This is a genomic window from Alteromonas lipotrueae, from assembly GCF_019249215.1.
GTDB classification, from domain to species: domain Bacteria; phylum Pseudomonadota; class Gammaproteobacteria; order Enterobacterales; family Alteromonadaceae; genus Alteromonas; species Alteromonas lipotrueae.
This window is the reverse complement of sequence record NZ_JAESDI010000005.1, coordinates 168,530-185,218: the sequence shown is the minus strand read 5'-3', so window position 1 is coordinate 185,218 and position 16,689 is coordinate 168,530. Positions and strand designations below refer to the sequence as shown.

Below are 16,689 nucleotides of genomic sequence, written 5' to 3'. Positions count from 1 at the left end.
TGCCGACACCCAGGCAGACAAACACGTAAATAAACACGAAAAAGGCGCTTTTAAGCGCCTTTTTTACATTTGAATGGTTCACGTTCTGTTAATGCTGGCTGCTCATGCTGTACTAATTATAAAGGCTAGTCATGCTCTGCTAAAAAGGCGAGTAACCTAGCTTCATCCCACACGTCAACATCTAGCTCTTGTGCTTTGGTCAACTTAGAGCCCGCTTTTTCACCCGCGACCAAAAATGAGGTATTTTTCGATACCGAGCCTGCCACTTTGGCTCCCAACAATTGCAGTTTCGCTTTTACATCAGAGCGGCCCATTTCGCTTAGTGTCCCTGTTACTACGCAGGTTTTTCCATCCAGGGGTAACGCACTTTGTGGTTTTTTCTCAATTGCAGGCCAATTAATACCCGCCTCTAGTAAGGCGTCGATAACATCGGTGTTGTGCGGTTCGTTGAAGAAGTTATGCAAATGCGCCGCAACAATAGCGCCTACATCTTGCACTTCAATGAGTTCGTCTTCGCTCGCATTACGAACTGCATCAAGGGTTTCAAAGTGCATAGCAAGATTAGCCGCAGTAGCCTCACCGACTTCCCTAATGCCTAACGCATATAAAAACTTAGCAAGCGTTGTGGCTTTAGATGCCTCAAGAGAAAGCAACAATTTCGCAGCAGACTTCTCAGCCATTCGCTCAAGGCCTACCACATCGCCCAATTTAAGCTGAAAGAAATCTGCAGGGCTATGTACTAAATCGGCATCCACGAGTTGGTCGACCAACTTATCGCCTAAACCATCGATATCAAAAGCTTTTCGAGAGGCAAAGTGCTTTAACGCTTGCTTGCGCTGCGCCGCACATATTAAACCACCGGTACAGCGAGCAACCGCTTCATCTTCTAATTTTTCAACATTTGAGCCACAAACTGGACAGGATGTAGGAAAGGCAATGTCTCTCACACTGTCATCCCTTTTAGCTTGTACAACAGAAACCACTTGGGGAATAACATCGCCTGCACGTCGAATAATAACGTAGTCGCCTACTTTCACCCCTAGTCGGTCAATTTCATCTTGGTTATGTAGTGTGGCGTTTGACACAGTAACACCGCCAACAAACACGGGCTCTAATCTTGCCACTGGCGTTATTGCACCGGTACGTCCTACTTGAAACTCAACATCTAACAGTTTGGTTATTTCTTCTTGAGCAGGGAATTTCTGCGCAATGGCCCAGCGCGGCGCGCGTGCCACAAAGCCTAATGTTTGTTGTACGCTAATATCATCAACTTTAAACACTACGCCATCAATATCGTAAGGTAAGTCGTCACGAAGGGTCAATATACGCTGATAATACGCTAAGCAGCCTTTGCCTCCCTCTGCGGTGTCGATATCAGGGCATAAGGGTATACCCCACTCACCTAACTGCGCTAATCGCGCACTATGATGATGTGGAAGCTCAAAATCCTCAGGCGTAACCACACCCAAAGAATAGGCGTAAAACATTAACGGGCGTTTCGCTGTTACTTTTGAATCAAGCTGTCTAAGGCTTCCAGCGGCAGCATTACGCGGATTAGCGAAAACTTTACCGTCGTTAGCACGCTGATAATCATTAAGCGCTTCAAAGCCCTTTTTAGGCATAAATACTTCGCCGCGAACTTCCAATCGAGATGGGTAGTTTTCGCCGCGTAATTTAAGAGGAACGTTAGCAATGGTGCGAACATTGGTAGTAATGTTCTCGCCAACTTGGCCATCACCCCGAGTCGCTGCACGTACCATTTCGCCATTTTCATAAAGAATACTAACCGCCAACCCATCAAGCTTTGGTTCGCAACTAAAACCGAGTTTTTTATTGTCTTTCAGGCGATCGTAAATACGTTTTTCAAACGCCAATAGCGACACATCATCAAACGCGTTATCAAGTGATAACATAGGCACTTCATGGGTAACTTGCTCGAAAGCAGAAAGCGCAGAGCCCCCCACTTTTTGACTTGGCGAACTTACACTCTGCAATTCAGGGAATTGCTTTTCGATGCTAATGAGTTCCTGCATATCTCTATCATATTGCGCATCGGGCACTGTAGGGGCATCGAGTACATAGTATTGATAGTTGTATTCATTTATCTGCCCACGAAGTGATTCGGCGCGGGCTTTTGCTTGTTCTAACGTGTCTGACATGATGATACTTGCGTGTAATTTTTTAAAAGAAATGGCGGTTTCACTCTGCTAACTAAAACAAAAAGCAGCACGCTCACTCAATGCTAATTGAGTGACTGTACTTAACGCCAAATAATTGCCCTAATGGTAGCATGAGAAAACAAAAAAGGGCCGCTAAAAAGACAGGCCCTTTATGCAAATTTATAGGAATTGACTACTGGCGGGTAATCATACGTTTGCGTTCAAACTCACGTATTTTTTCCATGTATTGCTGTAAACCTTGTTTAGTTAGCACACTACGACGTCCATCAAGCACTTGAGCACCGAACTCATCCGCCAACTTACGTGCGGCATTGTGCATCATATTGAACACTTGATGAGGGTCGCCCTCAATGGGCAGGATCATAAACAAAGAAACACCCTGCGTGTTAAACGTTTCGAGACTATCAATATCGAAAATTCCAGGCTTAAACATATTAGCCAAGCTAAATAATACCGGCCCTTTACCATTTGAATTGACATGACGATGAAAAATATCCTGGTCGCCAAACTTAAAGCCAAGCGTTAATAGCATTGGCAACAAGGCAGCGCCAGCTATTGGGTCGTCCTCGGGGGCTTTCACGTTGAGTACGAGTACTTCTTGCTCAACTTGCTCAGAAGCGCCGTCATTTTGGGTGCGACTGCCTGAAGCAGTTTGCATACTGTTATCTTGGCTGTCTGTACTGGCACTTTCTGCGCTTCCTGCATTGGCTGCACTATCGTCAAAATCGATACGCATTTGATCATCGCCAAATTTAGGCTCTTGGCGCTTGCGAGAAATAGGTTTGCTGCGCTTTCCTTTCATAAAGCGCTTAGCTTGTTCACCTAGGCCGCTGGCACTAACGACTTCAGCACCTTCGCTTGCCTGATTTTGGGTCTCTTTGTGGCCTGTTTGCGCAGTATTACCCGACACAGATTGTGTTGCCGGTGAGTCCAAACTGAAATCATCAATTTCTGGTGAGTTGTGTTCAGGCGTTGGTTGGCTATTGCCCGCATCAGGAGACACTGGTGTACTGTCTATAGCACTATAAGTCGCAGAAGGCTGGTTGGTAGCGGCAGTTTCAACTTCGCTAGCAGGTTCATCTTCGCCTTCTCGTAATAGAAAACCTGGCGGTTCTGGGAATGCATCTGAACTAAATCCATCATCTTTACTGGCAGGGGCGGAAGTGCTTTGAAGGTGTGGCTTTGGATTAGACACCACCGAACCATAAAGCTTAGGTTTATCGGCTACCTTTTCTTTCGGTGTATTAGTGTCGGACGCGGAATCTTCAGCGCTCGATCCAGTACTAGAGAAATTAGCTTCTTTCTGCGTAGAATCAGCTAAAGGATCACCCGTTTCATTGTAAGGCGATGTTTTATCCGATACGTTATTAACATCACGCTCAACATTAGCATCGCTATCATCGCTACCATAAAAACTTTTTGCTTTGGAGGTACTCGCCGCAGTGTGATTGTCATGGCTAGATGCATCATCTACGTTTTGCTCATCGCTTGTATGAAAGCTGTCTTGTGAATTTCCTTCAGCACTGCCGGCGCTAACCACGCGAACTTGGCCAATACCTAACTCGTCAAAACCTTTTGATTGCGAACTCTCTTCCTCGCCAGTATCTGCCCACTGACGAGGTTCAACCCGAGGTTTACTGCTCGGCTTACCGTTTTTGCGAATTTTCCAAATACCGTGCGCAAGCACTGCAATTATAAAGCAGGTACCTGCAAACAATAGTGATAGACGTAATTCATCTTCCATTTAGCTTCGTCGCCCTTTGTTATGCTTCTGCGAAAGCCATTGCTTGTTCAACATCAACCGCTACCATCCTAGACACACCAGGCTCTGCCATGGTAACACCGGTTAAATGACTTGCCATTTCCATCGCAATTTTATTGTGGGTGATATAAATAAACTGTACCGTTTGCGACATTTCTGAAACCAAGTTACAAAAACGCCCAACGTTAGCATCATCCAATGGTGCATCAACTTCATCCAGCAAACAAAATGGTGCTGGATTAAGCCTAAATATCGCAAATACCAATGATAAAGCGGTTAACGCTTTTTCTCCACCGCTTAAAAGGTGAATTGTACTATTTTTCTTACCAGGAGGGCGCGCCATGATAGTCACCCCAGTTTCTAGCAAGTCATCGTCGGTTAACGCTAAATAAGCAGAGCCTCCTCCAAACACTTTTGGAAACAGGGTTTTCAAATCTTGGTTCACTTGCTCAAACGTAGTAGAAAAACGGGTACGGGTTTCTTTATCTATTTTACGTATTGCGCTCTGCAATGTGTCTAACGCATCGGTTAAGTCATGATATTGAGTATCAAGGTGTAACTTTCGTTCCGATTGGGTATCAAATTCTTCTACTGCTGCTAGGTTCACCGCCCCTAACCGTGACAAACTGCCCTGCGTGCTTTCAAGTTCCTTCTGACACTTTGTTTCATCTGCCGCGTCAGGCAGTGTTTCAAGTATAGATTTGAGCGACTGCTTGCTGTCTTCTAGCTGTTCCAAAATAGCGGAAGCACGCACTTTAAAGCCCTCAATCTCAATATTGAGCTTTTCAATGCTACTCGTGCGCTCTTGAATGTCTTTGGCTAACGCCTGTTGACCTTTTTCTGACTCACGCAGCATTTGTTCTATTTCATCATGCTTAGATTGGTACTCGGAACGCTTGTTTTCAAGTTCACTTTTTTGTGTAAGCAGTTCTTGTAGTTGGACTTTTTGAACCGCTTGTGGCGCCGACAAATCTGTAAGCTCTTTGCTTAGCGTATCTCGTCTTGATTGATAGTCGGTTAGCTGTTGTTGGTTACGCGTTACCTGTTGGGCGTATAAGTTCTGATGACTTTCCAATTGCTGTACTTTTAATGCCATTTCATGAGCCTGATGTGTTAACGACTCTACCTTACTACGAAGTTGCGCCACCTTATTATCAAATTGTTCTCGGTTATTTTGCGCTTCGCTAACGCGCTCTTCGTATTCCGATAACTGCGCTTCATGAATTTCAAGCTGTTCAGATAATGTTATAAGCTGCGCATCTTCTTTACTCAACATGACGTTTTGCTTGCTTAATTCGTCTTTAAGTTTTGCGCTTCGCGCCGCTAACTGCTCGTTTTGCATCACCAAGACAGACATGGCATTGGTATGCTGAACTAGGGTATTTTTAAGGTTCTCATAAGTGAGTTTGGCATGGTCACTTTGCTCAGTATTACGACTAACCAGCACAGTGGCCTCTTCTACTTTTGTCAGGGCTGATAATTTATCGTTTTCAATACGGTTAAGCTTTTCACTTAATTCAGCCAGCTTTGATGCTCTATGTAACACGCTGTTTTCAACTTCACCGCCCCGCACTACCCAATCTTTAGCACACCACAGACCTTCTTCTGAAAGTACGGACATTGTGTTTTGAAGGGTGCTGACCATATGCACTGCATCAGCGTTGGTTTCACACAATAGAATATGATTGAACGCTTCTGGCACCCGTTCGTTTGGTAAAGCGGCAGCCAAGGTGTTGGGTTGTTTTACATCGGTGAAAGCTGATTGGGCAAACACCCGCCCCCCCATGGGCAAAAGCGGTATATGATTAACTAAGTCGTTTATTTCAAGAGAACCGGCAATATAAGGTTGATGCCAATAGCGCAATACGGTTTCCACACAGTCATTCAAATGTTCTGGCACATTCAGCTGCTGCCACAACAATTGTAAGTCGCTATGAATGTCTGAATTACTGGTAGCTGCATCGTCTTGTAGTGCAGACAGTGCCGCAATTGTAGATTGTACAGATTGTCGTTCGCCGTCTCGCTGTCTATGCAATGTGTCAGCTTGTGCTAAGGCTTGTTGACTGCTTTTAAGGGCTTCTTTGGTGTCGTTGTATTGTTCCAACGCCTCGCTTACCTGAACTTCGGCTTCATCAATTTGCGCGGACAACATGGCAATGCGATCGGCAATATCATCGGTATCAAGCTGGCTAAGCTCATCGTTCAGTTCACTGATACGCTGCGAAGTACGAAGCTGCATGTTCATTGTCGACTGAATTTGACTATGACAGGTTTGCACTTCTTGCTTTAAACGATGATAAATTTGTTCGTGCTCGCGACTTTGTGCACTGAAATCACGGCGTTCTTGCTCGGCATTTTCAAACATGTCTTTGGCTTGCGCCAAGGCTTCGTCATTTAACTCTTGCTGGGGCACCAAGTTGTCTAAACCCGATTTAGACGTGGCCAATGCTTGGTTAGCTTCATCTAACCCAGTGACTAACAAGTTTGTTTGCTCATTCAACGTGACAAGTTCGGCCTCAATTTGCTGTTTGCGCTGCTGACTATGCAATTCGGTTTGTTCAATGCGAGTAATAGCGTTACTGGTGGTAAATAGCTGCTGCTGTACATCATCGGCAGCTTGTTTGTTTTGCGCCAGTTGCTCTTTGTAGGTGAGCATGCCCGCTTCATCGCCATGTTGCCGTAACACTAATGCATCAAGTGCTTGCTGGTGACCTTGCAGCGCCTGCTTTAAGTTTTCAGTTTGTTCGCTATTTTTTAAAAAGCGAATACCCGCTAATTGCCCCTTCAGTTCACGCACTTTCTCACGCAACATTTTATAACGGGTTGCAGTCGCGGCTTGGCGCTGAAGCTTTTCAAGTTGTTGACCAAGTTCATCACGCACATCATTTAACCGCGCTAGATTATCTTGGGTGTGGCGAATACGATTTTCAGTTTCCCGCCTTCTTTCTTTGTACTTGGAAATACCGGCCGCTTCTTCGATGAAAATTCGCAGCTCTTGCGGCTTAGATTCTATTAGCCGAGAAATCATACCTTGTTCAATAATGGCGTAAGAGCGAGGCCCTAACCCTGTGCCCAAAAACAAATCGGTCACATCACGTCGACGACATTTAGTGCCGTTTAGAAAATAGGTAGATTGGGCATCGCGGGTAACTAATCGTTTTACCGACAATTCACTGTAGGTCGCATATTCGCCGCCAATTCGCCCTGCACTGTTATCAAAAAATAACTCAACACTGCACTGCCCCACAGGTTTGCGTGCGGTAGAGCCGTTGAAGATAACGTCGGTCATGGCATCGCCACGTAAATTCTTAGCAGAACTTTCCCCTAACACCCATCGTACGGCATCGATTACATTCGACTTTCCGCACCCATTTGGGCCGACAACAGCGGTCATTTCACTAGGAAAAGGAATTGTGGTTGGGTCTACAAAGGACTTAAAGCCCGCTAGTTTGATCTTTTTTAAACGCACAACAATACCTTACGCACTAAAGCTACGTAACAAGATGCGCCCCGTTGATATGGGTTAAATGTTATAAAAGAAATATTTAGCGTATTGGCTAAGTGCATTAGGAAGCACATTTTTATGGTTTTTATTATGCTTGGACTTTACCAAATCTAACAGCTTGTAACAATTACCATTTCGTTTGCGTTAGGGTGTTACGTATAATGTGTAAATAACTATGTTTTAGTAAAAGCTTTAGTAAAACCGTCTTAGTAAAACCGAGCACTGGAGTAATGATGAGTTCGCGAAGTGGTATACATTATTTTTTTGAAGGGTTTTCATTAATCAAAACTAAAGGCTTAAAACGCTTTGTTTTTGTTCCTTTGGCTATCAACATTCTGCTTTTTTCCGCCGCATTCTATTTTCTATTTGGTCAAATTGAATACGGCATAAGCTATGTGATCAACCTAGTGCCTGAATGGCTGGGCTGGATTAAAACAGCAGTGAATTTCTTTTTATGGCCGTTAGCGGTGTTAAGTGTACTGCTTATATTTGCCCTGATATTTGGCACACTTGCAAACTGGATTGCTGCGCCTTTTAATGGTGTATTATCAGAAAAAGTTGAGCGCCACTTAACTGGGCAAGCGATGGGTGACGATGGATTACTCGACCTTGTAAAAGACATTCCTCGCACCTTGGGCCGAGAATTCACAAAACTCTTTTGGTATATCCCTCGTGCTATAGGCTTCTTAATACTGTTTATATTTGTGCCTGTGTTCGGACAAATTCTGTGGTTCTTATTTTCAGCCTGGATGATGGCAATTCAATACTGCGATTACCCTTACGATAACCACAAAATTGATTTCAAGCGCATGCAAAATCATCTATCGCAGCATAAAGGCAAATCGATGTCCTTTGGCATTATGGTGAATATCTTTTCACTTATTCCCGTGGTGAACTTTATTGTAATGCCAGTCGCCATCTGCGGTGCTACATCAATGTGGGTCAGTGAACTACGTGATGAAGCATTAAGAAATCGGGTTTAACACTCTATTCTTCGGTATTGGTTTTAGCGTCTGTATTCGCATTGGTAGTGGTAGCAGCATCGGCTGCTGCCTCCCCCGCATTCATTTCACCACTCGCCTTGTGGCTTTCGTAGGCTGCAAGCCATTGCCCGGCCTCTTGGGGTTGTCCGCTTTTATGAAAAGCCTGAAATAAGTTCATTGAAATAGGCCGCTGCGCCGCAGGGTTTGCCAATTGCCCTTGCCACAACGACAAATACAAATCGGGTATGACACCACTATCATGGTGCTCCATAAATGTGATCACACGGCTAGGCTTGTAACTAGTGACATTAATTGCACCACAGGTTTTAGCGGTACCTACCCGTAAAGGTAAAAATTTTTCTTTGGCTTTTGTTTCCCAGCGATTCACCGTGTTTTGAGGATAATAAGCAATGGCGCCGTCCATGGTAAGATTAGGCGGTGCAAACGTGTTTAACCCTTCTTTGGTGCAGTAACGCCTTGCGGCGTTGCGTGACAACGCATATTCATCAATAAAACCAGCGAAGTGCGCCAGTTCGTGTACCATCACCGAGTAAGCATCGCTTATATCTAAGTACATCACCCCATTTTGAACATTGGCTTTGCCCTGCTCCGATACCACGATGGCATGGGTAACATCCCGAGCCTTAACAATTGGCGCCAGTGGCTTCACGTTGCAGGCAAGATTACCTTGCCCTTGAAAATTAGCGTTACAATCAAGCACATTATTTTCAAGCCATAAAGGCGGCGCGATACATAGTGGCAGTTCACTCAACCGTTCATCGTTCACATAGTCTTTATATAACTTATCAGCACGAGCAATTGTGGCCAAAGAAGTGGCCACAAGTTGTATTCGCTGGTGACACGCCGTATTCGTTTGCCATAAATATTGAGGTACATTTGAAGGTGTTGTTGGACTATAGCGCTTGATGACAGACGCCATCTGCTGCGCTAATTTATGACCTTCCTTAGCGGCGCGCTGAATAAATACCTTTGCGTCGTCACGATTATTTTCATCCCACAATAACCTGCCGTACTTAAAAGCACTTTGCATATCATCCATGGCCGTTTTTTGAAGCCAAGGTTTTGCCAATTCTGGTTGAGCGTGTAACAGATACCAATCAGCGAGTGCAGCTTGAGCAGGCATATAGCCTTGTTCAGCCGCTCTAATTAACCATTTCTCTCGTTTTTCTGGGTTCTCAGTCGCCATGGCAAAGGCGAGTTGCGCTTCGGCGACATTACCAAGGGCAGCTAAACGAACCAGCCGATCTGAAGCGGCCTCCTCACCTAGTAATTGGTATAACGCCCATGCTGCGTCAGCATTATTAATTGAGGCTAACTGCTCAAGCCAATATTGGGCATTATTTTTAGTTGCTACATTGATAAGAAGGTGTTGTGCTTCTTCGCTGGCATTGTCGTTGCCCTGACTTGTACCAGATTGTTCATGATTTTGCGCCGCAAGCCATAGCAGCGCGTAAACGCTTTGCTTTAACGGCCGAGCTTTATTTGATGAAAGTGAGTTACTCGCGGGAGCGCTAGCAGTTGAATCAGCGCTGGCTGAATTAGAGCTAAGTGGATCAGAACCGGCTTGTTCGGGTGCCAATGCATCAGATAACTTAGGCTCGGTTGTAATAGGTTCGGCTAAGAGAAATTGCTTATCATAAGCGTGTATTGCCGAGGTAGCATTACGCACTAACTGCTGCGTGTAACGGCCGCTGTCGCCCGCTATCAGCAACAGCGCTATTATCGCTAATGTTAATCCACGCATTGTCTAGACGCTGTTACTCTTCAGCGTCTGACGAACGTTGACGAAGACGGTTAAGCTCCATTCGAGCGTAACGATGTTCAACATAATCAAAGACGTTGGTGCTCAGCGCCAACTTAAAATAGTTAGAAGCGATACCATTGTTGCCATCTTGGCTATGGTACTTACCTAAATAAAAGTACGCTTCACACAGCCTATCAGTTAATGCTTTTTGACTCTTTACACCGTCGAGTAGCGAATTAAGCACTGCGTTTTCATCAACCACGCCTAAAAATAAATCGGTTAGTGTGGTGGCCCAATGTTCATTATTTAATTCTGGGCGAATAGCCGCTAAATAAGCCTGACCTTCTTCTGGCGATAAATCGTAATGGGCAAAATACGCCCACAAGGCACGAAACGGGTCAGAATTATCCTTTTGTAAAAACCGGCCTAAGTCTTCTATAGCCAATTCCGATCTACCGCCGTAATACAAGGCAATGCCACGGTTCAAAAAAGCGAAATCATATTCAGGGTTAATTTCTAGCGTAGAATCGAAAGAATCGTAGGCTTGTATAAAGTCACTTTGCTGAATGTAGTGAATGCCCATAGAGTTATAGGCTTCTGCAAAATCGGGCTTAAGGTTGATAGCCTGACTGTAATCAAACTGTGCTAACCCACCTAACCCAACGCTGTCGTATAGCATTCCGCGTTGTAGGTGAAGTTCTGCTTTGTCTTCATCAGACAAGGCGCTGCTACCCAAAATTTGATTGTAACGGGCAATAGCCATTTCAGAGCGAGGATTAACTGGCGCTGGCTCTGCTAACAGTAAATTACCCATTTGTGGCTGGCGAGAAACTTCTGGAGTTTGTGCACAACCGCCTAAAATACCAACAAGTATGAAAAAAAAGATGAGACTAACGTTTCGACGCATGGTAAAAAAGCATTCTTAAGTAAGAAAAAACATCCCGCGTTACAGATGCGTAAGCGGCTTTATATGCCGCCAACCTTCTCGCATTTAGTGTAAAAAGTAAAGTTATAAGTCGGGAGAATGTAGGTAGTTATGGATAATAAAAAGATAAAAAAACTAATAGAACAAGCACAAGAAGTACAACAACACTCGCACTCCCCCTATTCTAATTTCAAAGTGGGTGCAGCTGTACTTACTGAGTCGGGTGATATTTTTGCAGGCTGCAACGTAGAAAGTGCCGCTTACCCTCTTGGGCAATGTGCTGAGGCTAGCGCCATTGGAAATATGGTTAGCCACGGCCACAAACGCATTCAATCTATTGTTGTGGCAAGTCAGAACGATGAATTTTGCTTTCCTTGTGGAGGCTGTCGACAAAAAATTGCAGAATTTGCCCCAGACGATACCCCTGTGGTGATGGTCACTAAATCGGGTAAAACCCACGAAACCACCATTGGTGAACTACTGCCTAATGCGTTTAGAGCGCACGATTTAGGCAAGTAGTTAGGTTTAGGCTTGATATTTAGGTATAAGGTCTTACGCGGTTATTTTAAATTTTATAAAGCCGCGTAATGCTTACGCTTTTCACCCGTGATATTCTATGTTTCATCCCCCCCCTTTTATTTTTATGCATTGCTTAATTCACGCTCAACCCAAGTGCTTTTTTAATGACTAGATCTTGTCAGCACATTTTCGGCGCAGCAGAACGAGTAATATTTAAGATCAATCCATTTTGATTGAACGCTAATGCTACTTGGTCACCAATTTCAATGCCTGTGGCAATACGCTGATGCGCTCTCATACTCGCGACAAGATTATCAGATAGGGTTATTTGCTTTGACGAGCAATCTACTAACGTCCATTGATTATTGATGTTCGTAAGTGTCGCTACGCTTGTTCTTACCGCATTCAATGTGGCTAGCTGTTGTTCGTAAGCTCTGCTGTAAGCCTTATATTTTCTGTTGTAATCGTTACTATCTACATCGGCTATTTCATCGCTAAAACCGTGTATTTCAAGTGCAACATCTATAGTGGCGATATCTGCAGTATTGCTTACCTGGCTGTTAAAATCGTAAATGCCTACCAATATCACCAAAACAAAAGCAGCCGCACCAAATGCAAACCAGTCCTTATGCCAACTTCCTACAAGTTGCCAAAAGCGTGAACCTTGCCCAAAACGTGAGTATTCATGGTGTTTTGCATTATTTATTAACTTACGTTTAATGCGACCTGGCACTTTGCGTTGGTTTTTACTGTGCTGATATGCCTGACGGAAGTGTTCATTTTCGTCGTTCATGATTGTGACTCCAATGCTTTTTTAAGCTTTTCCCTTGCATAACGAAGACGTGTTTTCACTGTCTCATGAGGGACACAACAAATTGTACTTATCTCGTGTACGCTAAACCCTTCTTGCTGTAAGGAAAATGCTTCTTTCTGCTCGAAGGGTAACCGCTTTAACAGTTGGTGAAAGTCAGGTACCTCATCTAACGGATTACTATCAGACACCAAGCTTTCAACCTGATTACAATGGTTACTTTGTTGATATTGCTTTCTACGTTCATCTAGCAGGGTGTTGCGGCCAAGGGTGAAAAGCCAGCCCAGAAATTTTCCTTCCTGGCGATACAAGTGCTTTTTTTCTATTACCTTTAGCCACGTTTTTTGAGTTATATCTGCCGCCATATCTGCGTTACTCAACACCAGCAAATAGTAATACAATGCATTGCTATGTTGATCGTATAAACGAGATAACGCTTTAGGTTCCCCCGTACGCGCATATCGTTCCATTAAGCTTTCATCGCTTAAGGGTGCACTGAACCAATCTTTTACCGATATCAGCAGCCCTGCTCTGGCATAACTCATACGCGCTCCCTTATTCACCTTGAAGAACTAAGTAAAAACCAATCAAAACATGCTATTGACGAGCGGATTCAAAACGAAAATCTAATACAACAAACATATCATGTTGAGCCACTGGCACACCATTTTCTATTTTTGGTTTATATTTCCATTTTGACAAGGCTCTGCGGGCTGCACGGTCGAACACACGCTTGGGCTCGGCGCTAATAATATGAATATCTTGTACCGTACCATTTGACGCGACCGTAAAACCTAATTTCACCCATCCTTCTATACCATCTCGCAACGCCTCTTGGGGAAAAGAGGGATCTACTCGAAATTGCGGTGAAGCTTGCATATCCTTTTGTCCACTTTGAAAATTAGGATTTATATTCACCGTATTGTTGGTAAATTGAGGGGTAAACTTAAACGTTGTATCAGTATCATTGGGCGTAGGATCTGCTTTAGGTATTTCCATAGGCGGCTGAGCTACAGGCTTCTCCATGGGTTTTATAGGCGTACGTACAATCACTTTAGGATCGTCCAACGTCAGTACAATCGGCCCAACAGTCTGATATTCCGTAACTTTACCCCCAACCTGTTCGTTCTCTATCAATTTAGCCATAACGGCAAACAAAGCAAAGGTGATAACTACACTCATTGCTATGTAAATAAGTGGCTTAACGCTGAAGGGGCGAAGTACATCATGTTCTGTAAATGCGTTCATATTGCTCTCCTGTTTTCTTACATAACGAAACAAAATGGCAATAGGGGTGATTTATTTTTACGGCTAGAGTAAAACTGCATGCGGGCAACCACTGGTATGACCATTCAGATTGATAAATTGACTCTTCGTCATCTGCTAATACTATATTCAGTCTCGTAGACCGGTGAAACCTAAGCAGCGTACGCTTATTAATGAACGCTTATCAATAAGCTACGAATGCGCTAAAGCGGCTTGCTGACGTTTCCCAAATAAATTTTGCTGCGTTGATTGTTCGTTTAAAAACCTATCGAGTTTTTAAACACATTTTGCGCACTACTATGGAATATAACTGCCCATGACCACTAACACTCAAGCGTTATTTACCCCTTTTAAACTTAAAGGGCTATCGGTAGACAACAGAATTGTAATGGCACCGATGACTCGCGAATTTTCTCCTGAAGGGATTCCTACCACAGAAGTTGCTGATTACTATCGCCGCCGCGCTGAAGGTGGAACAGGATTAATTATCACCGAAGGCACTACGGTAAACGATCCGGTAGCCAATATGAGCCATCGGATTCCGGTCTTTCATGGTGACAAGGCGCTTGCCGGTTGGGAAGAAACCGTAAAGGCGGTACATGATGTTGGTGGTAAAATTATGCCTCAGCTTTGGCACGTAGGAATGGCTCGTGTTGCTGAAAAAGCCCCTTTCCCAGAACTGCCTAGCGCAGGCCCTTCTGGCTTATTTAAGCCTGGTAAGCAAGGCGCAGAGCCAATGACTCAACAACATATTGAGTCTGTAATCGGTGCTTTCGCAACCGCTGCGGCAGATGCTAAACGCATTGGTTTTGATGGTATTGAAATTCACGGCGCACACGGCTATTTGATTGACCAGTTTTTCTGGAGCGGCACTAACGAGCGCACCGATGAATGGGGTGGCAGCATGGCGAACCGTGGTCGCTTTGCGGTAGAAATTATTAAAGCGATCCGCGCCGCAACCTCACCTGATTTTCCCATTGTGCTTCGTTATTCACAATGGAAACAACAAGATTACACAGCACGCCTAGCAGAAACACCGCAATTACTTGAAGAATTTTTAGCGCCGCTTAGCGATGCAGGAGTAGATGTTTTCCATTGTTCACAGCGCCGTTACTGGGAAAATGAATTCGAAGGTAGTGATTTAAACCTAGCAGGATGGACCAAAAAGCTTACCGGTAAGCCAACGATTACCGTAGGTTCAGTGGGTCTTAACGATGATTTCTTTGGTGCGTTTACGGGTAAAGGTTCTAACACGCGTGCTATCGATGATTTGATTGAACGTTTAGAAAAAGGCGAGTTTGATTTGGTAGCAGTGGGCCGCGCCCTACTACAAGATGCAAATTGGGCTAATAAAATTAAGCACAATCAACTTGATGAGCTAGAAGAGTTTTCGGGTAAAGCCCTCGCTTCGCTTACATAAGCATTAATATAAGCACGTACATATGCGGTTCCATAAGCACTTATATCAGCGCTTTTTTAACATTTATATTAACGCTTATGGAACCTTTGCACGTCCACTCAAAAAATTCGCTAAGGTTCTTGCTGACTTGCTTGCTAACTTACTTACAAACGCCCACGGGATTTTTTGAGTGGTAACTCCCACAATCGCTAATTATTCTACGTTCATCATTGACCGTTCAACCAAGCAGTAATCTTCACTATGACACAACCCATGCCGTATAATAAGTTAGCTAAAAATACACTGCTATTAGCCGCAGCTGCCATTGGATTTGCTCAAACCGTTCTGTTTGCAATTTTAGCACCGCTGGGTAGAGAAATTGGCCTAATAGAAGTGCAAATTGGCGCTATTATATCCTGCTCTTCTCTCACGTTATTTTTAATCAGCCCTTTGTGGGGGCGTGCTAGCGATCGCTGGGGTAGACGGAAAGTACTCTTAATAGGATTGTTTGGTTATTCTGCGGGTACTTTGGTTTTCGCGGGTGTATTCCAAGCTGCACTATTAGGCCTTCTAGCTCCTTTAGCAGCGCTTGTCTTACTTATCATTACGCGAGTGGGCAATGCCACGGTAATGGCTGCTGTATCGCCTTCAGCAAGTGCCTACATGGCAGATATCACTACGGTAGAAGAGCGAGTAAAGGGGATGGGCGCGCTAGGTGCTGCAACCAATATTGGCTCAATTTTGGGGCCTGCCATTGGTGGGTTGTTGGCCAGTATAAGTTTACTTACGCCGCTTTACTTTTCTGTGGGTGTAACCGTTGCCGTCGCGGTATTAGCCATGTTCTCTTTGCCCGTATTGCCTAAGCCTACACATACTTCAGCACCCAAGAAGCTTAAATACACTGATCCTAGAATATTTCCATTAATAGTAGCAGGTGTATTGTTGTTTATGGGCTTTGCCATCGTTCAGCAAACTATAGCGTTTCGGTTTCAAGACACCTTCGCATTAAATAGCACCGATACCGCTAAAATTGTAGGGTTTAGTTTAATGGTTTCGGCTGCATCAGCTCTCTTGGTACAAATGCTTTTTATTCCTCGCATAAGACTTCGCCCTTTCACGTTGTTACGACTTTCAATGCCCATCATGATGATAGCGTTTGCTATCTTAGCCTCAGGTGAAACAAAATTTCAGTTTATGTCAGCCATGTGTGTTTTGGGTGTGGGGCTAGGCATAGCGGGGCCAGGGTTTATGGCTGGGGTATCGGTAGCAGTATCATCTGATGAACAAGGTGCGGTAGCAGGCATCGCTGGCGCCTGCCCACCTTTGGGGTTCGCAGTAGGCCCGCTTTTAGGCTCATATCTTTACACTATAGATGCCTCGCTGCCCTACTGGTTTTCGTTCAGCTGTTATTTGTTGGTGTTTTTCTTCACGCTAAAATTTAAAACACGCCATTAAAACAGGCTATGGCATTAACTGGGCTCACTACTTTCTACTGGTCACTTCTAGTGGTAACTTTCTACTTAAATCGTTTTACTAACGTCCATGTGAGGCTCTTGATGAACAACAGCGCTGCT

Annotated in this window: 12 protein-coding genes; 4 read left to right on the top strand and 8 right to left on the bottom strand. The window is 44.3% G+C overall.

The annotated features are described in order from the left end of the window. Window positions 1-125 precede the first annotated feature (125 nt). The 3 genes from ligA to smc form a co-directional block, all read right to left on the bottom strand. Window positions 126-2,159 (bottom strand): NAD-dependent DNA ligase LigA, encoded by a 2,034-nt coding sequence (gene ligA, locus JKP82_RS07240; RefSeq protein ID WP_218396433.1) that lies wholly within the window; start codon window positions 2,157-2,159, stop codon window positions 126-128. A 193-nt stretch (window positions 2,160-2,352) separates the two neighbouring features. Next, a complete protein-coding gene (gene zipA / locus JKP82_RS07235) occupies window positions 2,353-3,924 on the bottom strand; it encodes a cell division protein ZipA (RefSeq protein WP_218396431.1) in 1,572 nt (523 codons plus the stop codon). 19 nt (window positions 3,925-3,943) lie between these two features. Next, a complete protein-coding gene (gene smc, locus JKP82_RS07230) occupies window positions 3,944-7,411 on the bottom strand; it encodes a chromosome segregation protein SMC (protein ID WP_218396429.1) in 3,468 nt (1,155 codons plus the stop codon). A gap of 269 nt (window positions 7,412-7,680) precedes the next feature. Here smc and cysZ point away from each other — a divergent pair, with 269 nt between their 5' ends. Next, complete coding sequence (cysZ, locus tag JKP82_RS07225) at window positions 7,681-8,430, top strand: sulfate transporter CysZ (protein WP_126872387.1); 750 nt, start codon at window positions 7,681-7,683, stop codon at window positions 8,428-8,430. A gap of 4 nt (window positions 8,431-8,434) precedes the next feature. Here the strand turns inward: cysZ and JKP82_RS07220 are convergent, their stop codons facing one another. Both JKP82_RS07220 and nlpI read right to left on the bottom strand, forming a co-directional pair. After that, complete coding sequence (locus JKP82_RS07220) at window positions 8,435-10,195, bottom strand: tetratricopeptide repeat protein (RefSeq protein ID WP_246604331.1); 1,761 nt, start codon at window positions 10,193-10,195, stop codon at window positions 8,435-8,437. Between the two features lie 13 nt (window positions 10,196-10,208). Continuing rightward, window positions 10,209-11,102: a lipoprotein NlpI gene (nlpI, locus tag JKP82_RS07215; RefSeq protein ID WP_159530071.1), complete on the bottom strand. Its 894-nt coding sequence runs from the start codon at window positions 11,100-11,102 to the stop codon at window positions 10,209-10,211. Window positions 11,103-11,231: 129 nt separating this feature from the next. Between nlpI and cdd the strand changes: the two genes are divergently transcribed. Continuing rightward, window positions 11,232-11,639: a cytidine deaminase gene (cdd, locus tag JKP82_RS07210; protein WP_159530069.1), complete on the top strand. Its 408-nt coding sequence runs from the start codon at window positions 11,232-11,234 to the stop codon at window positions 11,637-11,639. Between the two features lie 178 nt (window positions 11,640-11,817). Here cdd and JKP82_RS07205 read toward each other — a convergent pair whose 3' ends face one another. Genes JKP82_RS07205 through JKP82_RS07195 form a run of 3 tightly spaced genes read right to left on the bottom strand, consistent with a single transcriptional unit; the run spans window position 11,818 to window position 13,698 of the window. Further along, entirely contained in the window at window positions 11,818-12,432 is a 615-nt protein-coding gene (locus JKP82_RS07205) for a hypothetical protein (protein ID WP_218396428.1), read from the bottom strand. Next, complete coding sequence (locus JKP82_RS07200; protein WP_232370602.1) at window positions 12,429-12,995, bottom strand: sigma-70 family RNA polymerase sigma factor; 567 nt, start codon at window positions 12,993-12,995, stop codon at window positions 12,429-12,431. The genes JKP82_RS07205 and JKP82_RS07200 overlap by 4 nt, the downstream gene beginning before the upstream one ends. A 52-nt stretch (window positions 12,996-13,047) precedes the next feature. Continuing rightward, window positions 13,048-13,698, bottom strand: a complete 651-nt coding sequence (locus JKP82_RS07195; protein WP_218396425.1) for an energy transducer TonB — start codon at window positions 13,696-13,698, stop codon at window positions 13,048-13,050. Window positions 13,699-14,032: 334 nt separating this feature from the next. Here JKP82_RS07195 and JKP82_RS07190 point away from each other — a divergent pair, with 334 nt between their 5' ends. Then, the gene (locus tag JKP82_RS07190; protein WP_218396424.1) at window positions 14,033-15,136 is read left to right on the top strand and encodes an NADH:flavin oxidoreductase; all 1,104 of its coding nucleotides are present in this window, start codon (window positions 14,033-14,035) and stop codon (window positions 15,134-15,136) included. Window positions 15,137-15,376: 240 nt separating this feature from the next. Next, window positions 15,377-16,570, top strand: coding sequence for an MFS transporter (locus JKP82_RS07185; protein ID WP_218396422.1), 1,194 nt, complete (start codon window positions 15,377-15,379; stop codon window positions 16,568-16,570). Window positions 16,571-16,689 lie beyond the last annotated feature (119 nt).

Coding starts and splice junctions, on each gene's coding strand:
- JKP82_RS07195 (WP_218396425.1), bottom strand. CDS start 13,698: ATGAACGCATTTACAGAACATGATGTACTTCGCCCCTTCAGCGTTAAG.
- JKP82_RS07185 (WP_218396422.1), top strand. CDS start 15,377: ATGACACAACCCATGCCGTATAATAAGTTAGCTAAAAATACACTGCTA.
- JKP82_RS07190 (WP_218396424.1), top strand. CDS start 14,033: ATGACCACTAACACTCAAGCGTTATTTACCCCTTTTAAACTTAAAGGG.
- ligA (WP_218396433.1), bottom strand. CDS start 2,159: ATGTCAGACACGTTAGAACAAGCAAAAGCCCGCGCCGAATCACTTCGT.
- JKP82_RS07200 (WP_232370602.1), bottom strand. CDS start 12,995: ATGAGTTATGCCAGAGCAGGGCTGCTGATATCGGTAAAAGATTGGTTC.
- nlpI (WP_159530071.1), bottom strand. CDS start 11,102: ATGCGTCGAAACGTTAGTCTCATCTTTTTTTTCATACTTGTTGGTATT.
- zipA (WP_218396431.1), bottom strand. CDS start 3,924: ATGGAAGATGAATTACGTCTATCACTATTGTTTGCAGGTACCTGCTTT.
- cysZ (WP_126872387.1), top strand. CDS start 7,681: ATGAGTTCGCGAAGTGGTATACATTATTTTTTTGAAGGGTTTTCATTA.
- cdd (WP_159530069.1), top strand. CDS start 11,232: ATGGATAATAAAAAGATAAAAAAACTAATAGAACAAGCACAAGAAGTA.
- JKP82_RS07205 (WP_218396428.1), bottom strand. CDS start 12,432: ATGAACGACGAAAATGAACACTTCCGTCAGGCATATCAGCACAGTAAA.
- JKP82_RS07220 (WP_246604331.1), bottom strand. CDS start 10,195: ATGCGTGGATTAACATTAGCGATAATAGCGCTGTTGCTGATAGCGGGC.